This is a genomic window from Lentzea sp. NPDC051838 (assembly GCF_040681245.1).
Classification (GTDB): domain Bacteria; phylum Actinomycetota; class Actinomycetes; order Mycobacteriales; family Pseudonocardiaceae; genus Lentzea.
Genome location: NZ_JBFAYI010000039.1, coordinates 1 through 21179 on the forward strand (window position 1 = coordinate 1; position 21179 = coordinate 21179).

The window sequence follows — 21179 nt, forward strand, 5'->3', positions numbered from 1 at the left end:
ACAGGCGTGCCATCAACCCACCCACAGCGCTGGCCCCCTGATCAGATTGGCGGGGTTTGGGGCAGAGCTCCCAAGGGGAAGCACGCAACAGGAACACGCCGCCCGCAACCCGACCACCCACAAGGCCGCGACTCGCAAAGCGACAGCCGCACGCAACAAGGGAACGGCACGGACACGAAACAGGCAGCCGCCGACGAAACAGGGAGACGGCCTACGGAGCCAGCGCGCGGCTGACCAGCGCTCGGCGCGTGCCGCGGTGTTCGACGAGCTCGAAGCCCGCGTCGAGAAACATCGCGAGCCGGCCGTGGTAAAGCTCGCCCGCCTGCAGCTTCCGCCCCTCGGTGTCGACCGGATACCCCTCGATCGACTTGGCACCGGCTTCTCGAGCGTGCTCGACCGCCGCGTCCAGCAGCAACGAGGTCACCCCCTGCCGCCGCGCCGATCGGTGCACGTAGAAGCAAGTCACCGACCACACGTCAGAAATGTCCTCGCAAACAGGCGCGGTGATCTTCGACCGCCCCAGCCGCGAGTACGACGCCCGCGGCGCGACGGCCACCCAGCCGACGGCCTCACCGGCATCAACGGCGAGCAACCCGATCGGCGAACCGAGCCGTTCGCGCAGAACGGCCCGGTTGTCGTTCGTCTTCATCTCAGCATTGGTCTGCATGAACCAAGTGCAGAAACACCACTCAACAGTCTTGCTAGAGCTGAACAACGCCTCAGCCAACGGCCAAGTCTCAGAGTTCAGCTCCACAACGTTCACTTGGCCAGCGCCCGCACCACACGAGAAGGACTAGGCCGCCCAAGCTGCTCAGCCATCCACACCGAAGTCTCAACCAACTTGTCCAGATCGACCCCGGTCTCCACCCCAAGCCCGTCGAGCATCCACACGAGATCCTCGGTAGCGAGGTTCCCGGTAGCCGACTCCGCGTAAGGACACCCACCAAGACCACCGGCAGACGAGTCCACAGTGGTTACGCCACAACGCAAAGCGGCCAACGTGTTGGACAGCGCCTGCCCATACGTGTCGTGGAAGTGGACGGCGAGCCGAGTCACGTCCCGGAAGCCCTCCAACAACGACTCGACCTGCCCAGGAGTAGCCACCCCGATGGTGTCCCCAAGAGACAGCTGCGAACAGCCCATCTCCAGCAACCGCTCACCAACAGCCACGACCTGTCCGCGCGCGACGGGACCTTCCCACGGGTCGCCGAAGCACATCGACACGTAGCCGCGAACGTCCATCCCAGCGGCGAGCGCCCGCGAAACCGTCGGCTCGAACATCTCGAACTGCGAGTCCAAAGTGCGGTTCAGGTTGCGGGAGGCGAACGTCTCCGTGGCCGAAGCGAAGATCGCGATGTGCGTGACCCCGGCTTCCAAGGCTCGGTCGAGCCCGCGCTCGTTCGGCACCAGGACGGGGTAGATCACGCCGGGCTGAGCGTCCAAACCGGACAGGAGCTCGGCAGCGTCCGCCAGCTGCGGCACCCACTTCGGGTGCACGAAGGACGTTGCCTCCAAAACGGACAGTCCGGACGCGGCCAGGCGGGACAGGAACTCCAGCTTCACCGACACCGGCACGACGACGGACTCGTTCTGCAGCCCGTCACGGGCGCCGACCTCCCAGATCGTCACCCGCGAGGGCAGCGAGCCGGAGGGGACCACGTCGGGCAGGCCGACCTCACGCGCGCCCATCGAGCGTCCTCGGGTGGAAGTCGTCGTCGGGGTTGTCGTTGACCTCGCGGTACAGCAACGAGTGCACCTTCTCCACGGACGGGATGTCGTCGAACTCGAGCGGCTCGTCCGACGCCGACTCGATGATCAGGGTGCCGCAGCCCAGCACCCGGTCGAGCAGGCTGTGCTCGAACCGGACGCTGTTGATGCGCGACAACGGGATGTCGAGGCCGGTGCGCTTGAAGACGCCCTCGCGCGCCATCACCCGGTCCGACGTGACGATGAAGTGGGTGGTCCGCCAGCGCACCAGTGGCGCGAGCGTCAGCCACATGATCAGCACGACGCCGATCACGGCCAGCGCGATCCAGGCGATGGTGGCCCACGACTGGTCGACGACGAGCCCGGCCAGGTAGGTGCCGATCGCGACCACCACCAGCAGCCAGAACACCGGGAAGATCAGCATCTTCCAGTGGGGATGCCGGTGGATCACGACGTGCTCGCCTGAGCTCAGCAGGTCGTCGGGGTAGGCCATGAGCCAACCCTAATCACGCGGGGCGCAAATGCACCACGTCACCAGCGGACACGCCGTGATCCACCCCATCGGATCCACGGACGACCAGCGTGCCGTCGGCCTCGATGCGCTGCGCCACCCCGAGAAGCTGAACACCACCTGAAAGTTCGACGCGCACGCGCTCGCCGACGGTCGCCGAGTGCTCCTGGTACTCCTCCAGGATTCCGGCCTCGACCGCGTCGCCGCCGTTCTTGCGCCACACGCCTTCCAACCCGGCCAGCTCGACCAGCAGCCGGAACGCCAGCTCCTCGCGGTCCAGTTCGGAGGCGCCCGCGTCCTCCAGCGAGGTCGGAAGGAGCCCTCCCGGCGCGGGCTGCACGTCGTCCGGCAGCTTCGCCACGTTGAGGCCGATGCCCACGACGACGGCCTGCGCGACGCCGGCGGTGATCTCCGACAGGATCCCGGCGCCCTTCTCCGCCTTCGGGCCGAGCAGCAGGTCGTTGGGCCACTTCAGGGAGGCCTCGACACCGACCGACTGGGCGACCCGCACCAGAGCGAGACCCGCGATCAGGTTCAGCCACGGCAGCCGCTGCGGAGCCACCTCGGACGGACGGAACAGCACGCTGACGTAGAGCCCGCCGGCTGGCGACGACCAGGTGCGGCCACGACGGCCCTGTCCCGCGGTCTGCTCCTCCGCGATCAGCACGGTGCGATCCGCAGCACCTGCGGTGGCGGCCGCGGCCAGGTCGGCGTTCGTGGACGCAGTGCTCGAAACGACGTCGAGAGCGGCGTACGGACCGTTGGGGGCGACCAGCCGCGCGCGCAGCGCCTCGGCGTCGAGTGCGATGTCCATCGGGCCAGGCTATTGGAACGAGAGAGGGTACGTGCGATAAGAGATGACCAACAGGTTGCCGTGACCTGGACAACTGCACGGGGCAGTTCAGCAATGCTCTCGTTAGGCTGCGACCCCATGAGCAGTGCGACCGAGCCGATCGGGACTGTCCCCGCAGACGCGCCCGACGTCCACACCACCGCGGGCAAGCTCGTTGACCTCTACCGGCGCAACGACGAGGCGGTTCACGCCGGGTCGGCTCGCGCGGTCGAGAAGCAGCACGCGAAGGGCAAGAAGACAGCCCGCGAGCGCATCGACCTCCTGCTCGACCCAGGTTCGTTCGTCGAGCTGGACGAGCTGGCGCGGCACCGGTCCACCAACTTCGGCCAGGAGAAGAACCGCCCCTACGGCGACGGCGTCGTGACGGGCTACGGCACCGTCGACGGCCGCCCGGTGTGCGTGTTCTCCCAGGACGTCACGGTCTTCGGCGGGTCGCTCGGCGAGGTCTACGGCGAGAAGATCGTCAAGATCATGGACCTGGCGATCAAGACCGGCCGCCCCATCGTCGGCATCAACGAGGGCGGCGGCGCGCGCATCCAGGAGGGCGTCGTCTCGCTCGGCCTCTACGGCGAGATCTTCACCCGCAACGTCCGCGCGTCCGGTGTGATCCCGCAGATCTCGCTGATCATGGGCTCCAACGCGGGTGGCCACGTCTACTCGCCCGCGCTGACCGACTTCGTGGTGATGGTCGACCAGACCTCGCACATGTTCATCACCGGTCCCGACGTCATCAAGACGGTCACCGGTGAGGACGTCACGATGGAGGAGCTGGGCGGCGGTCGCACGCACAACACCAAGTCCGGCAACGCGCACTACCTCGGCAGCGACGAGGAAGACGCGATCGCGTACGTCAAGGAACTCCTGTCGTACCTGCCGTCGAACAACCTCAGCGACTCGCCCGCGTTCGAGGGAACCCTGACCGAGGGCTCGGTCAGCGACTCGATCACCGACGAAGATCGCGAGCTCGACACGCTCATCCCGGACTCCGCGAACCAGCCGTACGACATGCACGAGGTCATCAACCGCGTGCTCGACGACGGCGACTTCCTGGAGGTCCAGCCGCTGTTCGCGCCGAACATCCTGGTCGGCTTCGGCCGCGTGGACGGGCACTCCGTCGGTGTCGTCGCGAACCAGCCCACGCAGTTCGCCGGCTGCCTCGACATCGACGCCTCCGAGAAGGCCGCGCGGTTCGTGCGCACCTGCGACGCGTTCAACATCCCGGTGCTGACGTTCGTGGACGTGCCCGGCTTCCTGCCCGGCACCGACCAGGAGTGGAACGGCATCATCCGACGCGGCGCCAAGCTGATCTACGCCTACGCCGAGGCCACGGTTCCGCTGGTCACCGTCATCACGCGCAAGGCGTACGGCGGCGCGTACGACGTCATGGGCTCCAAGCACCTCGGCGCCGACATCAACCTGGCGTGGCCGACCGCGCAGATCGCCGTCATGGGCGCTTCGGGGGCCGCGAACATCGTGCACCGCAAGACTCTCGCGGCCGCCGCTGCTGCCGGTGAGGACGTCGACGCCCTGCGCGCGCAGTTGCAGCAGGAGTACGAGGACACGCTGTGCAACCCGTACCAGGCTGCTGAGCGCGGGTACGTCGACTCGGTGATCCCGCCGTCCTACACGCGCGGGTACGTGGCTCGGGCGCTGTCGATGCTGCGGGACAAGCGCGAGACGCTGCCGCCCAAGAAGCACGGGAACATCCCGCTGTGACCGCCGACCAGCCTCTGCTCCGGGTCGTCAAGGGCGCCCCGGACGACCACCAACTGGCGGCACTGACCGCTGTCATCGCCGGGCTGGCGTCGGCCACGCCCGTCGAGGACAAGCCGAAGCAGCGCTCGGAGTGGGCCAACCCCGCTCGTCGGGTGCGCAGGCCGTTGCAGCACGGACCGGGTGCCTGGCGGGCGTCCGGTTTCCCCGGCTAGCAGTTCACCCGGCGGCTCGTGACGTTCAGGCCGACGGCGACCTCGCGACAGCGGGACTCGCCGTCGACCTGGAACTTCAGCGTCCAGAACTCACTGCCGTAGGCGTCGGTCCTGCGCAGTACTTGAGCAACCGCCGGATTCAGCGGCAGGTTGTCGCGCACCGCGGGCACGACCTGGGTGAGCAGTGCGTTCTCCGCGCGGTCCAGGCGGTCGGCGAACGGCCAGATCGGCACGCCGTAACCGATCGGATCGCTCGCCAGCACACCGCCGACGGCCCACGATCCGACGAGGCCGCACAGGCCGATGAGCAGTGCCGCGATCCGTCTGCGCTTGCCTTCGCGATCGGAACCGCGTTCGGTGAGGACAAGCACCCAGCGCTTCACTCGGTCGAGGGTGCCGATGAACGGGGTGATGGCGCATCAGTAGCACTACTCAAAGCTGGCGGGCCGTGTCGGCGCTGTGCGTCGGGTTCTTCATGATCCTGCTGGACACGACCATCGTGAACGTCGCGATGCCCTCGATGATCGAGGGTCTGCACGCGTCGCTCAACGACATCATCTGGGTCAACAGCGCGTACCTGCTGACGTTCGCGGTTCCGTTGCTGCTGACCGGCAGGCTGGGTGACCGCTTCGGGCCGAAGCGCGTCTACCTCGCCGGGCTCGCGATCTTCGTGCTGGCCTCGCTGACCTGCGGACTGGCCGGCAGCGCTGAAGTCCTCATCGCCGCACGCGCCGTGCAGGGTCTTGGGGCCGCGGCCATGACCCCGCAGACGATGTCGTTCATCACCCACCTGTTCCCGCCGGACAAGCGCGGCGCGCCGCTGGGTGTCTGGGGGTCGGTCGCCGGGTTCGCGACGGTCTCGGGGCCGCTGCTCGGCGGGGTGCTCGTCACGCAGCTCGGCTGGGAGTGGATCTTCTTCGTCAACATCCCTATCGGCGTGGTGGCACTCGCGCTGGTGCTGCGCTGGGTGCCGGACTGGCAGCCGGGCCGGTCGCACCGGTTCGACGTGCTCGGCGTCGTGCTGTGCTGCCTCGGGCTCGGGCTGGTCGTGTTCGGGGTGCAGAACGGCGAGCACTACGCGTGGGGCCGGGTCGCGGGGCCGATCACGATCGCCGAGATCATCGTCGCGGGCGCGGTGTTCCTCGTGCTGTTCGTGCTGTGGCAGGCGGCAAGGCGCAACACCGAGCCGCTGCTGCCGTTGCGGATCTTCGGCAACCGGAACTTCTCGCTGGGCAACGTCGCCAACGTGATGATCGGCTTCTCCGTCACCGGGTTATTCGTGCCGTTGGTGCTGTTCGTGCAGACGGTGCCGAAGCTGTCGGCGTTCGAAGCGGGTCTGCTCACCGCGCCGACCTCGCTGACGTCCGGCGTGGTGGCGTTCTTCGCGGGACGGCTGTCGAACGGGCCGGGCGCGAAGTTCCTGCCGATCACCGGCTTCACCCTGCTCGGAGGCGGCATCGCGGTGATGACGCTGCAGCTGGGCGGGTCGCCGTGGCTGTTGCTGCCCGCGCTCGTGGTCGTCGGCGCCGGGATGGGGATGGTCTACTCGCCGCTCACGAACATCGCCACGAAGACGCTCGATCCGCAGCTGATGGGCGCGGGCGCGGGGATCTACAACACCTCTCGGCAGCTCGGCGGTGTGCTGGGCAGCGCGGGCACCGGTGCTGTGCTGCAGATCGGGCTGGCGGCGACGGGCTCGTTCACCTCCGCCACGCGCGCGGCGTTGCTGATGCTCGTCGTGGCCACGGTCATCGGGGTGAGCACGGCGGTGCTGCTGAGGCGCGAAACGGGCGTGCGAGACTCCGCGGGTGCGTCTGATCCTGGCCTCCCAGTCACCCGCCCGTCTTAGCGTCCTGCGGTCCGCGGGCATCGAGCCCGTCGTCCGCGTGTCCGGTGTGGACGAGGACGCGCTGGTCGCGTCGCTCACCGACCCGACGCCTGAGGAGACCGTCGTCGCGCTGTCCGCGGCCAAGGCGGAGGCGATCGAGTACGACGACGAGTGCGTGGTCGTCGGCTGCGACTCGATGCTGCTGTTCGAGGGCGAGCTCGTGGGCAAGCCGGGGACGGCCGAGGTCGCGCGGGAGCGGTGGCACCGGGTCTCCGGCAAGAGCGGTGTGCTGATCACCGGACACACCGTGCTGCGGGTGTCTCAGGGTGCGGTCGTCGGCCGCGCTTCGGGTGCCGAGTCGACGGTCGTGCGGTTCGGCACGCCGTCGGACGAGGAGCTGGAGGCGTACATCGCTTCTGGTGAGCCGCTGCACGTCGCGGGTGGGTTCACGATCGACGGGCGGGGTGGCTGGTTCATCGACGGGATCGACGGCTGCCACACGTCGGTGATCGGCATCAGCCTGCCGTTGACGCGCAAGCTGCTGAACGAGATCGGCGTGCCGGTGTCCACACTCTGGTAGCCCTGGTCACACTTCGTCCCATCAGGGAAGACTGCCCTCAACGCCGGCGTTGGGGCTAGCGGTGAACGAGTACTTGACGCGTCGCAGGCACATAGACCTGGCACGCAGGACGAGCACGGGCTGTCGGAGCTAATCGCTCCCGGCCCTATTCGCTCATCCCTGCACAGGAGATGTTCCAGTGTCGTTCGTCCAGACCTACCGCAAGCCCAAGGTTTTCGGCTTCACCGTGCTCGGCGCGCTCGTCCTCGGCGCGCTCGCCGGCTGGCTCGGCAAGGGCACGTGGCTCGCGCCCGTCCTCGCCAAGATCGGTTCCATCTTCACGTCGCTGCTGCAGCTGACCGTGATCCCGTTGGTGTTCACCGCGATCGTCGTCGGCATCGCGTCGCTGCGGAACCTCGGCGGCGGCCGAACAGCCGCGCGCCTGGGCGGCAAGACATTTCTGTGGTTCGCCATCACGTCGTTCATCGCCGTGCTGATCGGACTCGCGGTCGGCGCGATCATCAAGCCCGGCCAGGGCGTGCAGATCGAGCCCGCCGCCGGTGCCGTCGACAAGCTCGCCAAGCGCACGTCCGGTTCGTGGAGCGCGTTGCTCGACAACCTGATTCCCAGCAACATCTTCAGCGCCTTCACCGAGGGCGAGGTGCTGCAGGTCGTCTTCATCGCGGTGCTCGTCGGGTTCGCCGCCTACGCGCTCGGTGAGAAGGCCGCGCCGTTCACGAACCTCGTGCGCTCGTTCTTCGACATCGTGCAGAAGGTCGTCGGCTGGATCATCCTGCTGGCGCCGATCGGCATCTTCGGTCTCATCGGCAACGCCGTCGCGTCGTACGGGAACTCGTTCGTGCGGCCGCTGTTCTCGTTGATCCTCGCGGTCTACGTCGGCACGTTGCTGGTGCTGTTCGTCGTCTACCCGGTGCTGTTGAAGTTCGTCGGCAGGACCTCGCCGGTCGAGTTCTTCCGCAAGGCCGGCACCGCGATCCAGTTCGCGTTCGTGTCGCGCTCGTCGGGTGCCACGCTTCCGTTGTCCCGCAAGGCCGCCACTGACCTCGGCGTCTCGCAGGAGTACGCGAACTTCGCCGTGCCGCTCGGCACCACGACCAAGATGGACGGGTGCGCCGCGGTCTACCCGGCCGTCGCGACGATCTTCATCGCGAACCTGTTCGGCATCCAGCTCTCGGTGTGGCAGTACGTCGGCATCGTGCTCGTCGCCGTGTTCGGTGCTCTCGCGACCGCCGGAACCACCGGCTGGTACACGATGCTGACGCTGACGCTGAGCGTCGTCGGCCTGCCGCCCGCCGTGATCGCGACCGGTGTGGCCGTGGTCTACGCGATCGACCCGATCCTCGACATGGTCCGCACCGCGACCAACGTGGCCGGCCAGATCACCGTGCCGGTGCTGGTGGCGCGCAGCGAGGGGCTGCTTGACGAGTCGGTCGAGAAGCGGGAGCTCGTCACCGCCTAGTCGGCACAGGGACGGATCTGCGACATCTTCGGCGCCGGCGTGGGCCAGCCAGCGAGCTGCTCCTTCGCCGGCGCCGGACTCGTACATCCGATGACCGGCCCGACCGCCGAGAACACCTGCACGAACGCGTCGTTGCACTGGCCGTCGCACCCGAGCTGGACCGCGACGATGTCCGCGGTGCCGTCGTCGTTGACGTCGTGCAGCTCCATCGACCCGGCACTGGCCTGATAGGCGGTCTGCGCGCGCGACCACGTGCCGTCCTTGCGGACCAGCACCTCGCCGAGCATCTTGCCGTTCTGCTTCCCGCGCACCAGGCACACGCTGACCGGTGCCTCCTTGCACTGCAGCGAGTCGCCGTTCACGATCGCGCCGGTCTCGGCGATGGTCATCTCGAAGATGAACGGGCCGGACGCGCCCGTCACCCTGATCCGCCCGCCACCCGTGCCGCCGAGCAGCTCGACGAGGTCCTTGCCGACCGATTTGCCGATGATGACCTGGCAGACGGTGGTGCCACAGCGCATTCCGGAGTCGGTGCCGGATTGACCTGAATCGGTGTTGTTCGGGCGCTGGAAATAGGCGTAAACCAGCCCGGCGACGACAACCACGGCAGCGACGACGGCGGTCACCTGCACCGACCTGGATGCACCCACGTCGCAGATTGTGGCGGATGGGCCCACGATTGATGTGAAGTGAGCCGTCTCTCCCTCTCGGAGTTCACCGATTTCCGTAGACTGCGGCACCAGCCAGAGCCGTAATTGCCGGTCCAGCAGGAGGTACGACGCCGTGTCGCTGCGCAAGGTCCTCATCGCCAACCGCGGTGAGATCGCCGTCCGGGTCATCCGCGCCTGCCGTGACGCCGGCCTGGCCAGTGTCGCGATCTACGCCGATCCCGACCGCGACGCGCCGTTCGTCCGGCTCGCGGACGAGGCGTTCGCGCTCGGTGGCAACACGCCCGGCGAGAGCTACCTGTCGTTCGAGAAGGTGCTGGGCGCCGCCGCGCAGTCCGGTGCGGACGCGGTGCACCCCGGTTACGGCTTCCTGTCCGAGAACGCCGACTTCGCGCAGGCCGTGATCGACGCCGGTCTGACGTGGATCGGGCCGACGCCTCAGGCGATTCGCGACCTCGGCGACAAGGTGACGGCGCGGCACATCGCGATGCGCGCAGGAGCGCCGTTGGTGCCCGGTACCAAGGATCCGGTCAACGGGCCGGACGAGATCATCGCGTTCGCGACCGAGCACGGGTTGCCCGTCGCGATCAAGGCCGCGTTCGGTGGTGGCGGTCGTGGCCTGAAGGTCGCGCGCACGATCGAGGAGATCCCGGAGCTGTTCGACTCCGCGGTGCGCGAGGCGGTCACGGCGTTCGGGCGCGGCGAGTGCTTCGTCGAGCGGTACCTGGACAAGCCGCGGCACGTCGAGGCGCAGGTGCTCGCGGACACGCACGGCAACGTGATCGTCGTCGGCACGCGTGACTGTTCTTTGCAGCGCCGCCACCAGAAGCTGGTCGAGGAGGCGCCCGCGCCGTTCCTGACCGACGAGCAGCGCGCCACGATCCACAGCTCCGCCAAGGCGATCTGCCTGGAGGCCGGCTACCACGGCGCGGGCACGGTCGAGTACCTCGTCGGGCTGGACGGGTCGATCTCGTTCTTGGAGGTCAACACGCGCCTGCAGGTCGAACACCCGGTGTCGGAGGAGACGACGGGCATCGACCTGGTGCGCGAGCAGTTCCGGATCGCGGCGGGCGAGAAGCTCAAGCACACCGAGGACCCGACTCCGCGCGCGCACTCCATCGAGTTCCGGATCAACGGTGAGGACGCCGGTCGCGGCTTCCTGCCCGCGCCCGGCACGGTGACGTCGTTCGTCGCGCCTTCGGGTCCGGGTGTCCGGGTCGACGCAGGTGTCGAGAGCGGTTCGGTGATCGGCGGGCAGTTCGACTCGTTGCTGGCCAAGCTGATCGTCACCGGCGAGAACCGCGACGAGGCGCTCGCCCGTGCCCGCCGCGCGCTGGACGAGATGGTCGTCGAGGGCATGGCGACGGTGCTGCCGTTCCACCGCGTGATCGTGCGGGACGCGGCGTTCACCGCCGAGAAGCCCGAGGGGTTCACCGTGCACACGCGGTGGATCGAGACCGAGTTCGACAACCAGATCGCGCCGTTCGCCGGTTCCAGCGAAGCCGCTGACGAGGAGACGCCGCGCCAGACCGTCGTGGTCGAGGTCGGTGGACGTCGTCTCGAGGTGTCGCTGCCGGGTGATCTCGCGGTCGGCTCTGGAAGGCCTGCCGCTGCCGCGAAGAAGCCGAAGGCGAAGCGTGCGGGCGGGTCCGCCGCCGCGGTGTCCGGTGACGCGGTGGCCGCGCCGATGCAGGGCACGATCGTGAAGGTCGCCGTGGAGGACGGGCAGCAGGTTGAGGCCGGTGACCTGATCGTGGTGCTGGAGGCCATGAAGATGGAGAACCCGGTGACGGCGCACAAGGCGGGCACCGTGACGGGTCTCGCGGCGGCTCCTGGCGACCCGATCACCCAGGGCACCGTGATCTGCGAGCTCAAGGATTGAGTGGGTGGGTCGCTCACCTACGATTGAAGGGTGAGCGACCCGACCAGGGACATCCGCATCGGCGACACCGAGCGCAACCAGGCGTTGCAGGTGCTCGGCGAGCACATGAGCGCGGGCCGCATCGACATCGACGAGTACGGCGAGCGGTCCGCGAAGATCAGCACTGCCAAGACCCGCGGTGAGCTGATGGCGCTGTTCTACGACCTGCCGGACCCGCGTCCGCAGTTCGCCGCGCCGATGGCGATGTACCCGGAGCCCGCGCGTCCCGCCCGCAGGTGGGAGGCCAACGTCGTGCCCGTCGCGGGCATCGCCGTGGTGCTGGTGTTCTTCTTCCTGGTGAAGAACCCGCTGATCTTCCTGCTCGTGCCCGCGGTCGCGATCCTGTGGGCCCAGTGGAACGGACGCCGGCGCTGAAACCGTTGCTGCTGCTCGATCTCGACGGCGTGGTGCGCAGGTTCCCGCCGCTGCCCGCGGAGATCGCCGAGAGAGCTTTCGAACCGTCGTTGCTCCATAGAGCCGTCACCGGTGAGATCACCGACGAGCAGTGGCGGCACGAGGTAGGGCCGGAATTTGAGACGTCCACCGGCGAGGTGATCGGCGAGGCGCTCGCGTTGGTGCGGGCCGCGCGCAAGCAGTGCTTCGTGGCGTTGCTGTCGAACGCGACCACGCGGCTGGAGGCCGATCTCGCCCGGCTGGGGCTGGACGCGGAGTTCGACGCGATCTTCAACTCGGCCCGGCTCGGTGTCGCGAAGCCGGACCCGGCGATCTTCCGCCGGGTGCTGGCCGAGCTCGGCCACACGACGGCGGTCTTCTGCGACGACGCGGAGGAGAACGCGCGGGCGGCGTGCGAGGTGGGTCTGGACGGCGTGCACGTGCCGGACACGGCGGCGTTGCGGACCGCGCTGGCGGTGCGCGGGCTGATCGGGCCGACGGTGCTGCTGATCCTCCCCGACCGCGACGAGGCCGAGGAACTGGCCGCCGAACTGCTGGAGAGCGGCTGGGGGCCGTGCCACGTGCACCGGGACATGCTGGCGGGCGAGGACGACGCCGAGGACGTGGACTGGGTGATCGAGCTCACCACGGCCCCGGACGGCCTGCCCGCGTCCGCGCACCGGCCGGAGCTCGACGATCTGGCGGATCGTCACGACGGATTCACCGGCGAGCACTAGCCTCAGTCCGTGGAGCCAGTAGAGATCAACGCGGGCGAGTACTACCTGCGCGCCTTCCGCAACGACGACCGCGTCAGCGACGTGCGGGCGCTCGTCGAGATCTACGCGGACCCGGAGACCAAGCGGTACATGAACCGCCTGTCGATCGACAGCGAGTCGACCGCCGAGATGTTCATCATGCTGATGACCAACGGCTGGGAGAAGAGCTACCGCTGGTCGTGGGCGGTGTGCGAGGCCGTCACCGCGGACCTGGTCGCCGGGATCGTCCTCAGCAACATCGACCGCACGGCCGGGCTGGCCGAGGTGACCTGCTGGACCCACCCCGCGCACCGCGGCAAGGGCGTGCTGCCGCTGGCGCTCAACGCCGTGATCGGCTGGGCGTTCGGCGCGATGGACATGCACCGGATCGTCTACAAGCACTCGGTGCTCAACCCGTCGTCGCAACGCGTCGCGGAGAAGTGCGGGTTCACCCTGGAGGGTCGACTTCGCGACAACACGATCATCGATGACCAGCGTGTTGACGAGTTGCAGTGGTCACGCCTCGCAACAGATCCATACCCGAAGCAGCTACCGTGACGCGCCATGCGGACCACGGCGCTCCTCATCGTTGCGGTGGCGCTGGCCGGATGCACGGCCGGACCTGCCCCCAGCTCCCTCGACAGCCCGCCTCCTCCGCCTCCCCCGACCTCGTCGCAGCAGATGGACTTCCCGCAGCGGCCGCGTGAGGTGAAGCTCGACGCGCTCGACCCCTGCGCCGTGCTCACGCCCGACCAGCGGATCTCGCTGAGCCTCGACAACCCGCCGAGCGCGTACGTCGAGAAGAGCTTCGGCGACGCGAAGGCCTGCACGATGCGCAGCACGACGAGCGGCAACGTGGCGAGGCTGGCTCTCGTGCTGGCGTCCGGGGCGGACGTGTGGCTCTCCGAGAACGCCCAGGTGGAGTACGCGGTGAGCTCGATCGAGGGTTTCGCGGCGATTACCGTCCGCACACCCGACCTCGACGACGTCTGCAACGTCGAGATCGACGTCGCGGACGGCCAGTTCCTCGACGTCATGTTCCGCGACGGCGGGAATTCCACTGCGGTGCAACAAGATCATCTTTGCCTGGGAGCCCAGCGGGTGGCCGAGGCGGCGATGGCCAGTTTGCTCCAGAAGCGCTGACCCACACGGGCGGATGTCACTGATCGCACTCCCCAGCGTTACCTTCGGTGGTTAGAGTGTCGACGCGCTTGTACGCACAACCGCCGGAGGTCGCACCATGCCGCCAGGGGGACGCAGCGGGGCCGACTCCTCGCCACCCGTCAGCCACGAGCTGAACGTGGAACCAGGGGCGATTCCGGCGTTGCGCAGCACTTTCTCCGCCGCGCTGATCAAACTCGACAAGCAGATCGAGATGGCGATCACCGAGTTCCGCGTCCGTCCGTGGGCGGGTGATCCCGTGAGCGCCGAGGCCGCGGAGAAGTTCAACGACAGGTCGATCTCCGACGGTGACTCGGCGCTGCAGGCGTTGCTGAACTACCAGCGGCAGCTCAAGACCGCGATGGACAACCTGAACCAGATCGAGCGCCAGTACCAGGTGGTCGAGGGCGACAACACCGGCATGATGAACAAGAGCGGGTGCTGACCATGGTCGACCATCGCTGGCAGGGCTACAGCCACAAGGAGCTGTACGACCGCATCAACGCGGGCCCCGGCCCCTCCGCGTCGTTCGCGTCGATGGAGCGCTGGCAGGGCGTGTCGAGCGCGCTGACCGAGATCAACGACGACCTGCACAAGGGCATCACGCTGTCCGGCGCGAGGTGGACCGGCAAGGCGTCCGAGATGGCGGCGGCGGGCCTCAACCCGATCGCCGCGTGGGCGGACAGCGCCCGCACCGGCGCCGACGTGATGCGCTACTCGGCGGAACTGCAGGCAGGCCACATCTCGAAGGCCCGCGCGGACATGCCGAAGCCGGTCAACGTCACCTCCGAGCAGCCGGGCGCGCTGATCACCGGCCTCACCCACCTCTTCGGCGGGCAGACCGACCACGAGAAGCAGGAGGCGGCCCAGGACGCCGCCGAGCGCCGCGCCCGTGAGGTCATGACCACCTACGCCTCCTCCACGACGTCGAACACCTCGACGCTCGGCCAGTTCAGCCAGCCGCCGCAGCTGTCGATCTCCGGCACCGGCGTGACGCACGGCGGCGGCACGCAGATCGGCACGGCAGGAGCCTGGGTCGTAGGCCCGAACGGTGGTGTCGGCGGCGTCAACCGCAGCCGCACCGGTACGGGTCCGCGTGTCACGGGCGCGCCTCCGCCGCCTCGTGGCGCCACCCCGCCTCCCAGCTCGACGACGAGCAAGTCGGGCGTGTCGACGTCCGGCGGTCCCGCTTCGAAGGGCACGACGACCTCGGTCTCGTCCTTCGGCACGGCAGGTCCCGGCAGCACGGGCACCGCCGGTGTCGGTGTGCCGGGCCAGCGCTCCGGTCGTTCCGGCTCGGAGCCGAAGGAGATGGAGACGGGCGCGACCGCGGCCTCGGGGGCTGTCGTCGGCCCGATGATGGGTCACGGCGGTGCGGCCGGCGTGTCGGGCGCGGCGAGCTCCGCTCTCGGCTCGATGGGCACGCTCGGCGCGGCCGCCGACGGCGACCAGGTGCACCGCAGGGCAGTGCCCGCCCCTCAGTCGTTCGACCCCTTCGGCGGCATGGGTCCGCGCAAGGGCGAGGACGAGGAGGACATGGAGCACAAGGCCGCCGACTACCTGCGCGAACGCGACGACATCTACGGCGTCGGCAGCTACACGCTGCCGGTGATCGGGGAGAGCACGACCGACTGATGACTGTGCTGGGCCTGGACATGGGGACGAGCGACACGCGCGACCCGGTGATCATCTCCACGCTGGAGTTCGACGTCCTCTGGGAGCACCTGGGCCTGGAGACGATGCCTCTGGTGCTCAAGGTGCCGTCACCGGGCAAGACCCGCGAGGAACGCCGGGACATCGAGGACCGCGTCTGGCGGCAGCTGGGAGCGCGCGGCCTGGGTGGCCCGCGGTCCCTGGACCCGACGCTGGAAGACCTGCTGCACGTCCTGAACCGGCCGCAGCAGGAGATCGACGCCCGGATGTGGCTGGCCGACCGCAGCGTGCGGCTGCTGGCCGCGGGCAAAGGCCAGGCAGGCGTGCTGGCCGTGCTCGACGGCGGTCAGCTCGTGCTGCGGCCCGCCGAAGCCGGTGGACTGCCGCGCGAGGCCCTCACCGCCCTGCCCGCGGCTCCTGCGGGCGAGGGCCACTCCATCACCCTGCCGTCGTCCGACCTGGACGCAGCGGCCGCCTCAGCAGCGACGCCAGAGGACCTGGAAGCCGGGTTGCGGGGCCGGTTGCGCGGTGACGATGCCCACACGCTGGCCGAGATGGTCCGCGACGCCTCGAACCGGGGCCAGTTCGGTGCCGCGGCTCGGGACAAGTGGGGCAAGCGGGTGCGGCCGGACCGGGTGGTCGCGTTCTACGACACGCCCAAGGGCCGCTACCTGCAGATGCGCCGGGCTTCGGACGGGCAGGCGCCCTGGTCGACGATCACGCCCGTCGACTACCGGCGCATGCACCACCACCTGGTGGAGCTGCTGGCGGAAGCCATCGGCTGACCGCGTCCGCAAAGCCCCTGATCACGGACCGATGCCCTGGCAGGGACGGGTGCGCAGGTCGTTCACGTAGTCGTCCGGCGCCCCGGCGGCCTCGGCCGCGTCGGCGACCACGCCGATGTACCGAGCGGACGGCAGCCCGCCCTCGTAGGCGTCCAGCACGTAGAGCCAGGCCACGACGGAACCCTCGAGGGTCTGCACCCGCAGCCGGATCTTCTTGTAGAGGCCGAGCGCGCCCTCCCACCGGTCCAGGCGCGACTCGTCGCGAGGCGAGACGTCGTAGAGCACGCAGAACGTCTGCTGGTCAGGCTCCTCGACGATGGTCGCGAGAGCGCCTTCCCAGCCGAGGTCCTCGCCACCGAACGTCAGACGCCAACCGACGAGCCAGCCGGTCCCCGCGAGCGGGGAGTACGGGGCTCGCTCCATCATCTGGTTCGGATCCATGTTCGACCCGTACGCGGCATAGAGCGGCACGTCCGACAGCGTAGCGACCCAACGATCAGCTTTCGGTACTGACGACACGGGCGATTCGGCCAACGCGTACGGTTGTGCCGGCCAGCAAGCGCGCAGAAGGGAACTGATCGTGACCCGCATCGTCATCATGGGCGGCGGACCCGCAGGTTACGAGGCAGCCCTGGTCGCGGCGCAGCACGGCGCCGACGTGACCGTGGTGGAGAACGACGGGGCCGGTGGCGCCTGCGTCCTGTACGACTGCGTTCCCTCGAAGACCTTCATCGCCTCTGCGGGTGCTCGCAGCGCCTTCCGCAACGCCGGTGAGCTGGGCATTCAGACCCACAACGAGCAGGCCACCGTCGACGTGCCGGTGGTGCACGGGCGGGTGAAGGGCCTCGCGCTCGCGCAGTCCGCGGACGTCCGGGCGCGGCTGCAGCGCGAAGGCGTGCGGCTGATCAACGGGCGCGCGAGGTTCGCCGACGACTCGCGCGGGCTCGCCCAGCACCAGGTCACCGCGATCAGCGCGGACGGCAAGGAGGAGATCCTCAACGCCGATGTGGTGCTCATCGCAACGGGCGCCACCCCGCGCGTGTTGCAGGGCGCCGAGCCCGACGGCAAGCGGATCCTCACCTGGCGGCAGATCTACGACCTGCCCGAACTGCCCGAGCACCTCGCGGTCATCGGTTCCGGTGTGACGGGTGTCGAGTTCGCCTCCGCCTACACCGAGATGGGCGTGAAGGTGACCATGGTCTCGTCCAGGGACCGGGTGCTCCCCCACGAGGACGCCGACGCGGCCGCGGTGCTGGAGGACGTGTTCGCCGAGCGCGGCACGGCCGTCGTCAAGCACGCCCGCGCGGACAAGGTCGAGAACACCGGCGACGGCGTGCTGATCCACCTGGAAGACGGTCGCACGATCGAGGCGTCGCACGCCCTGATGACCGTCGGCTCCGTGCCGAACACGAACGACATCGGCCTGGACAAGATCGGTATCGAACTCGGGCGCGGCGGCTACATCCCCGTCGACCGGGTCAGCCGGACCAACGTCAGCGGCGTCTACGCGGCCGGCGACTGCACCGGTGTGCTGCTGCTCGCGTCGGTCGCCGCCATGCAGGGGCGCATCGCGATGTGGCACGCGCTGGGCGAGGGCGTCAGCCCGATCAAGCTCAAGACCGTCGCCGCGAACGTCTTCACCAACCCGGAGATCGCGAGCGTCGGCATCAGCCAGCAGGCGATCGACTCCGGTGAGGTGCCGGCGCGCACGATCATGCTGCCGCTGGCCACGAACCCTCGGGCCAAGATGGAAGGCCTGCGCCGGGGCTTCGTGAAGCTGTTCTGCCGCCCCGCGACCGGTGTCGTCATCGGCGGTGTCGTGGTCGCGCCGAACGCGAGCGAGCTGATCCTCCCGATCGCGCTGGCGGTGCAGAACCAGCTGACGGTCGAGCACCTCGCCACGACGTTCTCGGTCTACCCGTCGCTGTCCGGCTCGATCACCGAGTCCGGCCGCCAGCTCATGCGGCACGACGATCTCGATTAGATAACGTCAGAACGCAGGGCAACCGTGCCCCGGACACGTGCGTGTCCGGGGCATGCGCACGTTCTGGGGGCTCTTCATCGCGCTGGCACTGCTGACCGGCTGTGCGTCGTCGCCTGACGTCGTGCTGCCCACCGCACCGGCGCCGGCGACCACCACTCCGACCACGGCATCCTCCAAGGGCATGCCGCCGTCGGAACCGACAGAGCTGCGCATCCCGAAGATCGGCGCGAAGTCGTCGCTCGTCCCGCTCGGGCTCAACCCCGACGAGACCGTCGAGGTCCCGCCGGTCGAGCAACCGATGCAGGCGGGCTGGTACGAGCTCGCGCGCACACCCGGCGAGGCAGGTCCCGCCGTGGTGCTGGGACACGTCGACGGCAACAAGCAGCCGGGAATCTTCTTCCGCCTCAAGGAACTCGTCGCCGGCGACGAGGTCGAAGTGTCCAGAAAGGACGGCACGACGGCGAAGTTCCGCGTGCGCAGGACCGAGCAGATCGCCAAGGCCAGCTTCCCCACCGAGGCCGTCTACGGCGACACCGATGAACCCGAGCTGCGGCTGATCACCTGCGGGGGCAGCTTCGACCAGGCCGCGCACAGCTACCGGGACAACATCATCGTCTACGCGACGTTGATCTGAGGGAGGGTCGACATGAAGAAATCCCTTGTGGCGCTTGCGGTCCTGAGCACCGCGTTCGCCCTGACGCCGATCGCGAACGCGCAGGAGCCCGTCACGCCGTACTTCGAGTTCCGGCAGGCACCGCGACCCGGCGCGAGCTTCAGCATCTTCATCCTGAACGGCACCTGCCCCGGCGGTCCGGTCTCCATCACGTCGCCCGGTTTCGCGGGTCCGGTCGACCTGTCGACGCTGACCGGCACCTTCGTCAACGTGAAAGGCGCGCAGACCGCGACGCTGAAGTGCAAGGACACCGCCGAGACCGGCGAACGACCGTTCTTCCTCCACGAGGCCCCGCCGAGCACCGACCACTACCTCGACAAGGAGGAGTACGCGCCAGGCGAGAAGATCGAGGTCTACCTGGAGCCCTCCTGGAAGTGCCAAAGCCCGGCGACATCAGCAGGTTTCACCGCACCGGCCCAGCTCACCCGATACCTCGCTCCCGGCGGCGGCATCTACTCGCTCGTCGGCGAAACGACGGCGGTCAGCACGCCCGGCACCTACTACGCAAGCCTCAGGTGCTCCTCGGGCCCTACCAAAGACACCATGTTCAAGGTGAAGGCCGCGCCGTCGACGCCACCGGTGACCACGCCACCCACGACCACCTCGCCGACGCCCAAGCCCGGCGCGAAGCCCGTCGTCAAGCCGAAGGGCGCACCACAGACCGGCGGTGGGGGCACCGCCTGATTTAGAAGCACAACACATGGGGGGAAAGAAAATGAGGGGGATCAGGACCATCGTCGCCGTGGCGGCGATGGCAGCAGCGGCGGTCGCGTTCGGCCCGAGCGCGACCGCCCAGCAGAACGACGTCGTGCCGGTGTTCAAGATCGCACCGAACGTGCTGGCCAAGGGGCAGAACTTCCAGGCGCAGGTCCAGGAAGGGACGTGCCCCGGAGGCCTGGAGTCGGTGACGTCCGCAGGTTTCCTGGAGCCGGTCGGGCCCGGCGACCTCGTCGTGACCGGCACGGCGGGTGAGAAGCCCGGCAAGTTCACCGCGACCGCGAAGTGCAAGGGCAGCACGAAGACCGGCACGGCCGAGTTCGAGGTGCTGAACAGGAACATCAACCCGAAGTTCGAGATCGTTCCTTCGGCGCTCAGGCCGGGGCAGAAGTTCGAGGTTCGGATCGAGGAGGGTGACTGCCCCGAGGGCGCCACTCTCTACTCGGACGGCTTCTACCCGAAGACGATGCACGGACTGCACGGCACGGCGGGCTTCACACCCGGCAAGTACCAGGTCAGGCTGTCGTGCGGGTCGGACCCGGTGTACGGCAACAGCACGGAGATCGAGATTCTCGCCGTGGCGCCGCACGAGATGTTCACCTTCGACAAGGAGGAGTACGCGCCGGGTGAGAAGATCATCGCCACGGCACCGGTGAGCGCCAACTGCGTGGGCGAACTGACGTCCAACGGCCTCGTCGCTCCGATCACGCTCAGCCGCGAGGGCGACAAGATGATCGGCATCGGAAAGGCCGTCGACAAGCCCGGCACCTACGAAGCGGCCATGAAGTGCGGCGACATCTTCACGGGTCGCGAGCTGACGATCAAGGGCAAGGCCCCGGTGGTGAAGCCCAAGGGCGCGCCGCAGACCGGTGGGGGCGGCACCGCCTGATCACGTTTCGGCACCGTCTTGATTGGACGAGCAACTAACCCTCCGGATGTGCGTCAATTGCTTCGTGGGGACTCGTGTCTTGATCGCGGTGCTGACCGTGGCGCTGGCCACCGCCGCCTGTTCGCAGGGGCCGGCACCGAAGCCATCGGCGGCGACGAGCGACAGCGCTCCGCCGCCGGTGGTCTCACCACTGGGCAACTCCGATCCGATGGAGCTGAGGATCGAACGCGTCGGCATGCGGTCGTCGCTGGTGCAGCTCGGCCTCGACCCGCAGGGCGTCGTCCAGATGCCGCCGCCCGGCGAGGGCATGCAGGCCGGTTGGCACCAAACGCATCCGAAGCAGTGGATCATCGTCGGGCGGATCGAGAGCAACAGGGCCAGAGGCGTCTTCTACCGGCTGAACGACCTCACGCAGGGCGACGTCGTCGAAGTGTCCAAGAAGGACGGTTCGGTGGCGCGCTTCACGGTGACGCGCAGCGAGAGGATCATCCGCGACGACTTCTTCGCGGAAGCGGTCGCGAGGGACGCGGACGAGCAGGGGCTGCGGCTGATCACGTGCGGCACCCGCGACAACGTGATCGTGCACGCAACCCCTGCCGGCTAAAACCATGAACGGCGCTTTTGTGCTTACGAGAAGTTCGAGCCGGACGTCTAGGTGGAGAGCCTCAACACCGGCCTCTGTCTCGAGGACAAGGCTTCACTTGGCATGTACGA

25 protein-coding genes are annotated in these 21179 nt (G+C 68.5%); 18 read left to right on the forward strand and 7 right to left on the reverse strand.

Going from position 1 to position 21179, the window contains the following annotated elements; translation table 11 throughout:
* Nucleotides 1-211: 211 nt before the first annotated feature.
* The 4 genes from AB0M24_RS42585 to AB0M24_RS42600 form a co-directional block, all read right to left on the reverse strand.
* Nucleotides 212-667: a GNAT family N-acetyltransferase gene (locus tag AB0M24_RS42585; protein ID WP_363779925.1), complete on the reverse strand. Its 456-nt coding sequence runs from the start codon at nucleotides 665-667 to the stop codon at nucleotides 212-214.
* Between the two features lie 92 nt (nucleotides 668-759).
* Entirely contained in the window at nucleotides 760-1689 is a 930-nt protein-coding gene (locus tag AB0M24_RS42590) for a hydroxymethylglutaryl-CoA lyase (protein WP_363779927.1), read from the reverse strand.
* The gene (locus AB0M24_RS42595) at nucleotides 1676-2200 is read right to left on the reverse strand and encodes a PH domain-containing protein (protein WP_363779929.1); all 525 of its coding nucleotides are present in this window, start codon (nucleotides 2198-2200) and stop codon (nucleotides 1676-1678) included. Before AB0M24_RS42595 ends, AB0M24_RS42590 begins: the two co-directional genes overlap by 14 nt.
* A 13-nt stretch (nucleotides 2201-2213) precedes the next feature.
* On the reverse strand, nucleotides 2214-3032 hold the full coding sequence (locus AB0M24_RS42600; RefSeq protein ID WP_363779931.1) for a biotin--[acetyl-CoA-carboxylase] ligase: 819 nt from the start codon (nucleotides 3030-3032) through the stop codon (nucleotides 2214-2216).
* Between the two features lie 117 nt (nucleotides 3033-3149).
* Here AB0M24_RS42600 and AB0M24_RS42605 point away from each other — a divergent pair, with 117 nt between their 5' ends.
* Nucleotides 3150-4787 (forward strand): acyl-CoA carboxylase subunit beta, encoded by a 1638-nt coding sequence (locus AB0M24_RS42605; RefSeq protein ID WP_363779933.1) that lies wholly within the window; start codon nucleotides 3150-3152, stop codon nucleotides 4785-4787.
* Nucleotides 4784-4999 carry an acyl-CoA carboxylase subunit epsilon gene (locus AB0M24_RS42610; RefSeq protein ID WP_363779935.1) on the forward strand — a complete coding sequence of 72 codons (216 nt, stop codon included), beginning with the start codon at nucleotides 4784-4786 and terminating at the stop codon, nucleotides 4997-4999. Before AB0M24_RS42605 ends, AB0M24_RS42610 begins: the two co-directional genes overlap by 4 nt.
* Here AB0M24_RS42610 and AB0M24_RS42615 read toward each other — a convergent pair.
* Nucleotides 4996-5382, reverse strand: a complete 387-nt coding sequence (locus AB0M24_RS42615) for a hypothetical protein (RefSeq protein ID WP_363779937.1) — start codon at nucleotides 5380-5382, stop codon at nucleotides 4996-4998. The two genes, AB0M24_RS42610 and AB0M24_RS42615, sit on opposite strands and share 4 nt — an antisense overlap.
* A gap of 65 nt (nucleotides 5383-5447) precedes the next feature.
* Between AB0M24_RS42615 and AB0M24_RS42620 the strand changes: the two genes are divergently transcribed.
* The 3 genes from AB0M24_RS42620 to AB0M24_RS42630 all read left to right on the forward strand — a co-directional run bounded on the left by AB0M24_RS42620 (nucleotide 5448) and on the right by AB0M24_RS42630 (nucleotide 8866).
* Nucleotides 5448-6848 (forward strand): DHA2 family efflux MFS transporter permease subunit, encoded by a 1401-nt coding sequence (locus AB0M24_RS42620; protein ID WP_363779939.1) that lies wholly within the window; start codon nucleotides 5448-5450, stop codon nucleotides 6846-6848.
* The gene (locus AB0M24_RS42625; protein ID WP_363779941.1) at nucleotides 6808-7407 is read left to right on the forward strand and encodes a nucleoside triphosphate pyrophosphatase; all 600 of its coding nucleotides are present in this window, start codon (nucleotides 6808-6810) and stop codon (nucleotides 7405-7407) included. Before AB0M24_RS42620 ends, AB0M24_RS42625 begins: the two co-directional genes overlap by 41 nt.
* 178 nt (nucleotides 7408-7585) lie before the next feature.
* Entirely contained in the window at nucleotides 7586-8866 is a 1281-nt protein-coding gene (locus tag AB0M24_RS42630; protein WP_363779943.1) for a dicarboxylate/amino acid:cation symporter, read from the forward strand.
* Here AB0M24_RS42630 and AB0M24_RS42635 read toward each other — a convergent pair.
* On the reverse strand, nucleotides 8863-9516 hold the full coding sequence (locus tag AB0M24_RS42635; protein ID WP_363779945.1) for a hypothetical protein: 654 nt from the start codon (nucleotides 9514-9516) through the stop codon (nucleotides 8863-8865). The genes AB0M24_RS42630 and AB0M24_RS42635 overlap by 4 nt on opposite strands.
* A gap of 133 nt (nucleotides 9517-9649) precedes the next feature.
* Between AB0M24_RS42635 and AB0M24_RS42640 the strand changes: the two genes are divergently transcribed.
* The 8 genes from AB0M24_RS42640 (at nucleotide 9650) to AB0M24_RS42675 (ending at nucleotide 16202) form a co-directional block, all read left to right on the forward strand.
* Nucleotides 9650-11416: an acetyl/propionyl/methylcrotonyl-CoA carboxylase subunit alpha gene (locus AB0M24_RS42640; protein WP_363779947.1), complete on the forward strand. Its 1767-nt coding sequence runs from the start codon at nucleotides 9650-9652 to the stop codon at nucleotides 11414-11416.
* Between the two features lie 30 nt (nucleotides 11417-11446).
* Nucleotides 11447-11830, forward strand: a complete 384-nt coding sequence (locus tag AB0M24_RS42645; protein ID WP_363779949.1) for a DUF1707 domain-containing protein — start codon at nucleotides 11447-11449, stop codon at nucleotides 11828-11830.
* Nucleotides 11809-12585 (forward strand): HAD-IA family hydrolase, encoded by a 777-nt coding sequence (locus AB0M24_RS42650; protein WP_363779951.1) that lies wholly within the window; start codon nucleotides 11809-11811, stop codon nucleotides 12583-12585. The genes AB0M24_RS42645 and AB0M24_RS42650 overlap by 22 nt, the downstream gene beginning before the upstream one ends.
* A gap of 9 nt (nucleotides 12586-12594) precedes the next feature.
* A complete protein-coding gene (locus AB0M24_RS42655) occupies nucleotides 12595-13161 on the forward strand; it encodes a GNAT family protein (RefSeq protein ID WP_363779953.1) in 567 nt (188 codons plus the stop codon).
* Nucleotides 13162-13167: 6 nt separating this feature from the next.
* Nucleotides 13168-13746: a DUF3558 domain-containing protein gene (locus AB0M24_RS42660; RefSeq protein ID WP_363779955.1), complete on the forward strand. Its 579-nt coding sequence runs from the start codon at nucleotides 13168-13170 to the stop codon at nucleotides 13744-13746.
* Between the two features lie 97 nt (nucleotides 13747-13843).
* Nucleotides 13844-14209 (forward strand): transcriptional regulator, encoded by a 366-nt coding sequence (locus AB0M24_RS42665; protein ID WP_363779957.1) that lies wholly within the window; start codon nucleotides 13844-13846, stop codon nucleotides 14207-14209.
* A 2-nt stretch (nucleotides 14210-14211) separates the two neighbouring features.
* Complete coding sequence (locus AB0M24_RS42670; RefSeq protein WP_363779959.1) at nucleotides 14212-15399, forward strand: PPE domain-containing protein; 1188 nt, start codon at nucleotides 14212-14214, stop codon at nucleotides 15397-15399.
* A complete protein-coding gene (locus tag AB0M24_RS42675) occupies nucleotides 15399-16202 on the forward strand; it encodes an ESX secretion-associated protein EspG (protein WP_363779961.1) in 804 nt (267 codons plus the stop codon). The genes AB0M24_RS42670 and AB0M24_RS42675 overlap by 1 nt, the downstream gene beginning before the upstream one ends.
* A 21-nt stretch (nucleotides 16203-16223) precedes the next feature.
* Here AB0M24_RS42675 and AB0M24_RS42680 read toward each other — a convergent pair whose 3' ends face one another.
* Entirely contained in the window at nucleotides 16224-16673 is a 450-nt protein-coding gene (locus AB0M24_RS42680) for a gamma-glutamylcyclotransferase family protein (RefSeq protein WP_045317832.1), read from the reverse strand.
* Nucleotides 16674-16782: 109 nt separating this feature from the next.
* Here AB0M24_RS42680 and AB0M24_RS42685 point away from each other — a divergent pair, with 109 nt between their 5' ends.
* From AB0M24_RS42685 to AB0M24_RS42705, 5 genes are all read left to right on the forward strand, one after another.
* Nucleotides 16783-18186, forward strand: coding sequence for an NAD(P)H-quinone dehydrogenase (locus tag AB0M24_RS42685; protein WP_363779964.1), 1404 nt, complete (start codon nucleotides 16783-16785; stop codon nucleotides 18184-18186).
* Between the two features lie 52 nt (nucleotides 18187-18238).
* Entirely contained in the window at nucleotides 18239-18820 is a 582-nt protein-coding gene (locus AB0M24_RS42690; protein WP_363779966.1) for a class F sortase, read from the forward strand.
* A gap of 12 nt (nucleotides 18821-18832) precedes the next feature.
* Nucleotides 18833-19543 (forward strand): hypothetical protein, encoded by a 711-nt coding sequence (locus AB0M24_RS42695; RefSeq protein WP_363779968.1) that lies wholly within the window; start codon nucleotides 18833-18835, stop codon nucleotides 19541-19543.
* Between the two features lie 31 nt (nucleotides 19544-19574).
* The gene (locus AB0M24_RS42700) at nucleotides 19575-20465 is read left to right on the forward strand and encodes a hypothetical protein (RefSeq protein WP_363779970.1); all 891 of its coding nucleotides are present in this window, start codon (nucleotides 19575-19577) and stop codon (nucleotides 20463-20465) included.
* Between the two features lie 64 nt (nucleotides 20466-20529).
* Nucleotides 20530-21069, forward strand: coding sequence for a sortase (locus tag AB0M24_RS42705; RefSeq protein WP_363779972.1), 540 nt, complete (start codon nucleotides 20530-20532; stop codon nucleotides 21067-21069).
* Nucleotides 21070-21179: the final 110 nt, after the last annotated feature.

Bases quoted from the DNA above. Each gene is read 5' to 3' on its own strand.
- AB0M24_RS42585 (WP_363779925.1), bottom strand. From the start codon at position 667: ATGCAGACCAATGCTGAGATGAAGACGAACGACAACCGGGCCGTTCTG.
- AB0M24_RS42590 (WP_363779927.1), bottom strand. From the start codon at position 1,689: ATGGGCGCGCGTGAGGTCGGCCTGCCCGACGTGGTCCCCTCCGGCTCG.
- AB0M24_RS42595 (WP_363779929.1), bottom strand. From the start codon at position 2,200: ATGGCCTACCCCGACGACCTGCTGAGCTCAGGCGAGCACGTCGTGATC.
- AB0M24_RS42600 (WP_363779931.1), bottom strand. From the start codon at position 3,032: ATGGACATCGCACTCGACGCCGAGGCGCTGCGCGCGCGGCTGGTCGCC.
- AB0M24_RS42605 (WP_363779933.1), top strand. From the start codon at position 3,150: ATGAGCAGTGCGACCGAGCCGATCGGGACTGTCCCCGCAGACGCGCCC.
- AB0M24_RS42660 (WP_363779955.1), top strand. From the start codon at position 13,168: ATGCGGACCACGGCGCTCCTCATCGTTGCGGTGGCGCTGGCCGGATGC.
- AB0M24_RS42665 (WP_363779957.1), top strand. From the start codon at position 13,844: ATGCCGCCAGGGGGACGCAGCGGGGCCGACTCCTCGCCACCCGTCAGC.
- AB0M24_RS42670 (WP_363779959.1), top strand. From the start codon at position 14,212: ATGGTCGACCATCGCTGGCAGGGCTACAGCCACAAGGAGCTGTACGAC.
- AB0M24_RS42675 (WP_363779961.1), top strand. From the start codon at position 15,399: ATGACTGTGCTGGGCCTGGACATGGGGACGAGCGACACGCGCGACCCG.
- AB0M24_RS42690 (WP_363779966.1), top strand. From the start codon at position 18,239: ATGCGCACGTTCTGGGGGCTCTTCATCGCGCTGGCACTGCTGACCGGC.
- AB0M24_RS42695 (WP_363779968.1), top strand. From the start codon at position 18,833: ATGAAGAAATCCCTTGTGGCGCTTGCGGTCCTGAGCACCGCGTTCGCC.
- AB0M24_RS42700 (WP_363779970.1), top strand. From the start codon at position 19,575: ATGAGGGGGATCAGGACCATCGTCGCCGTGGCGGCGATGGCAGCAGCG.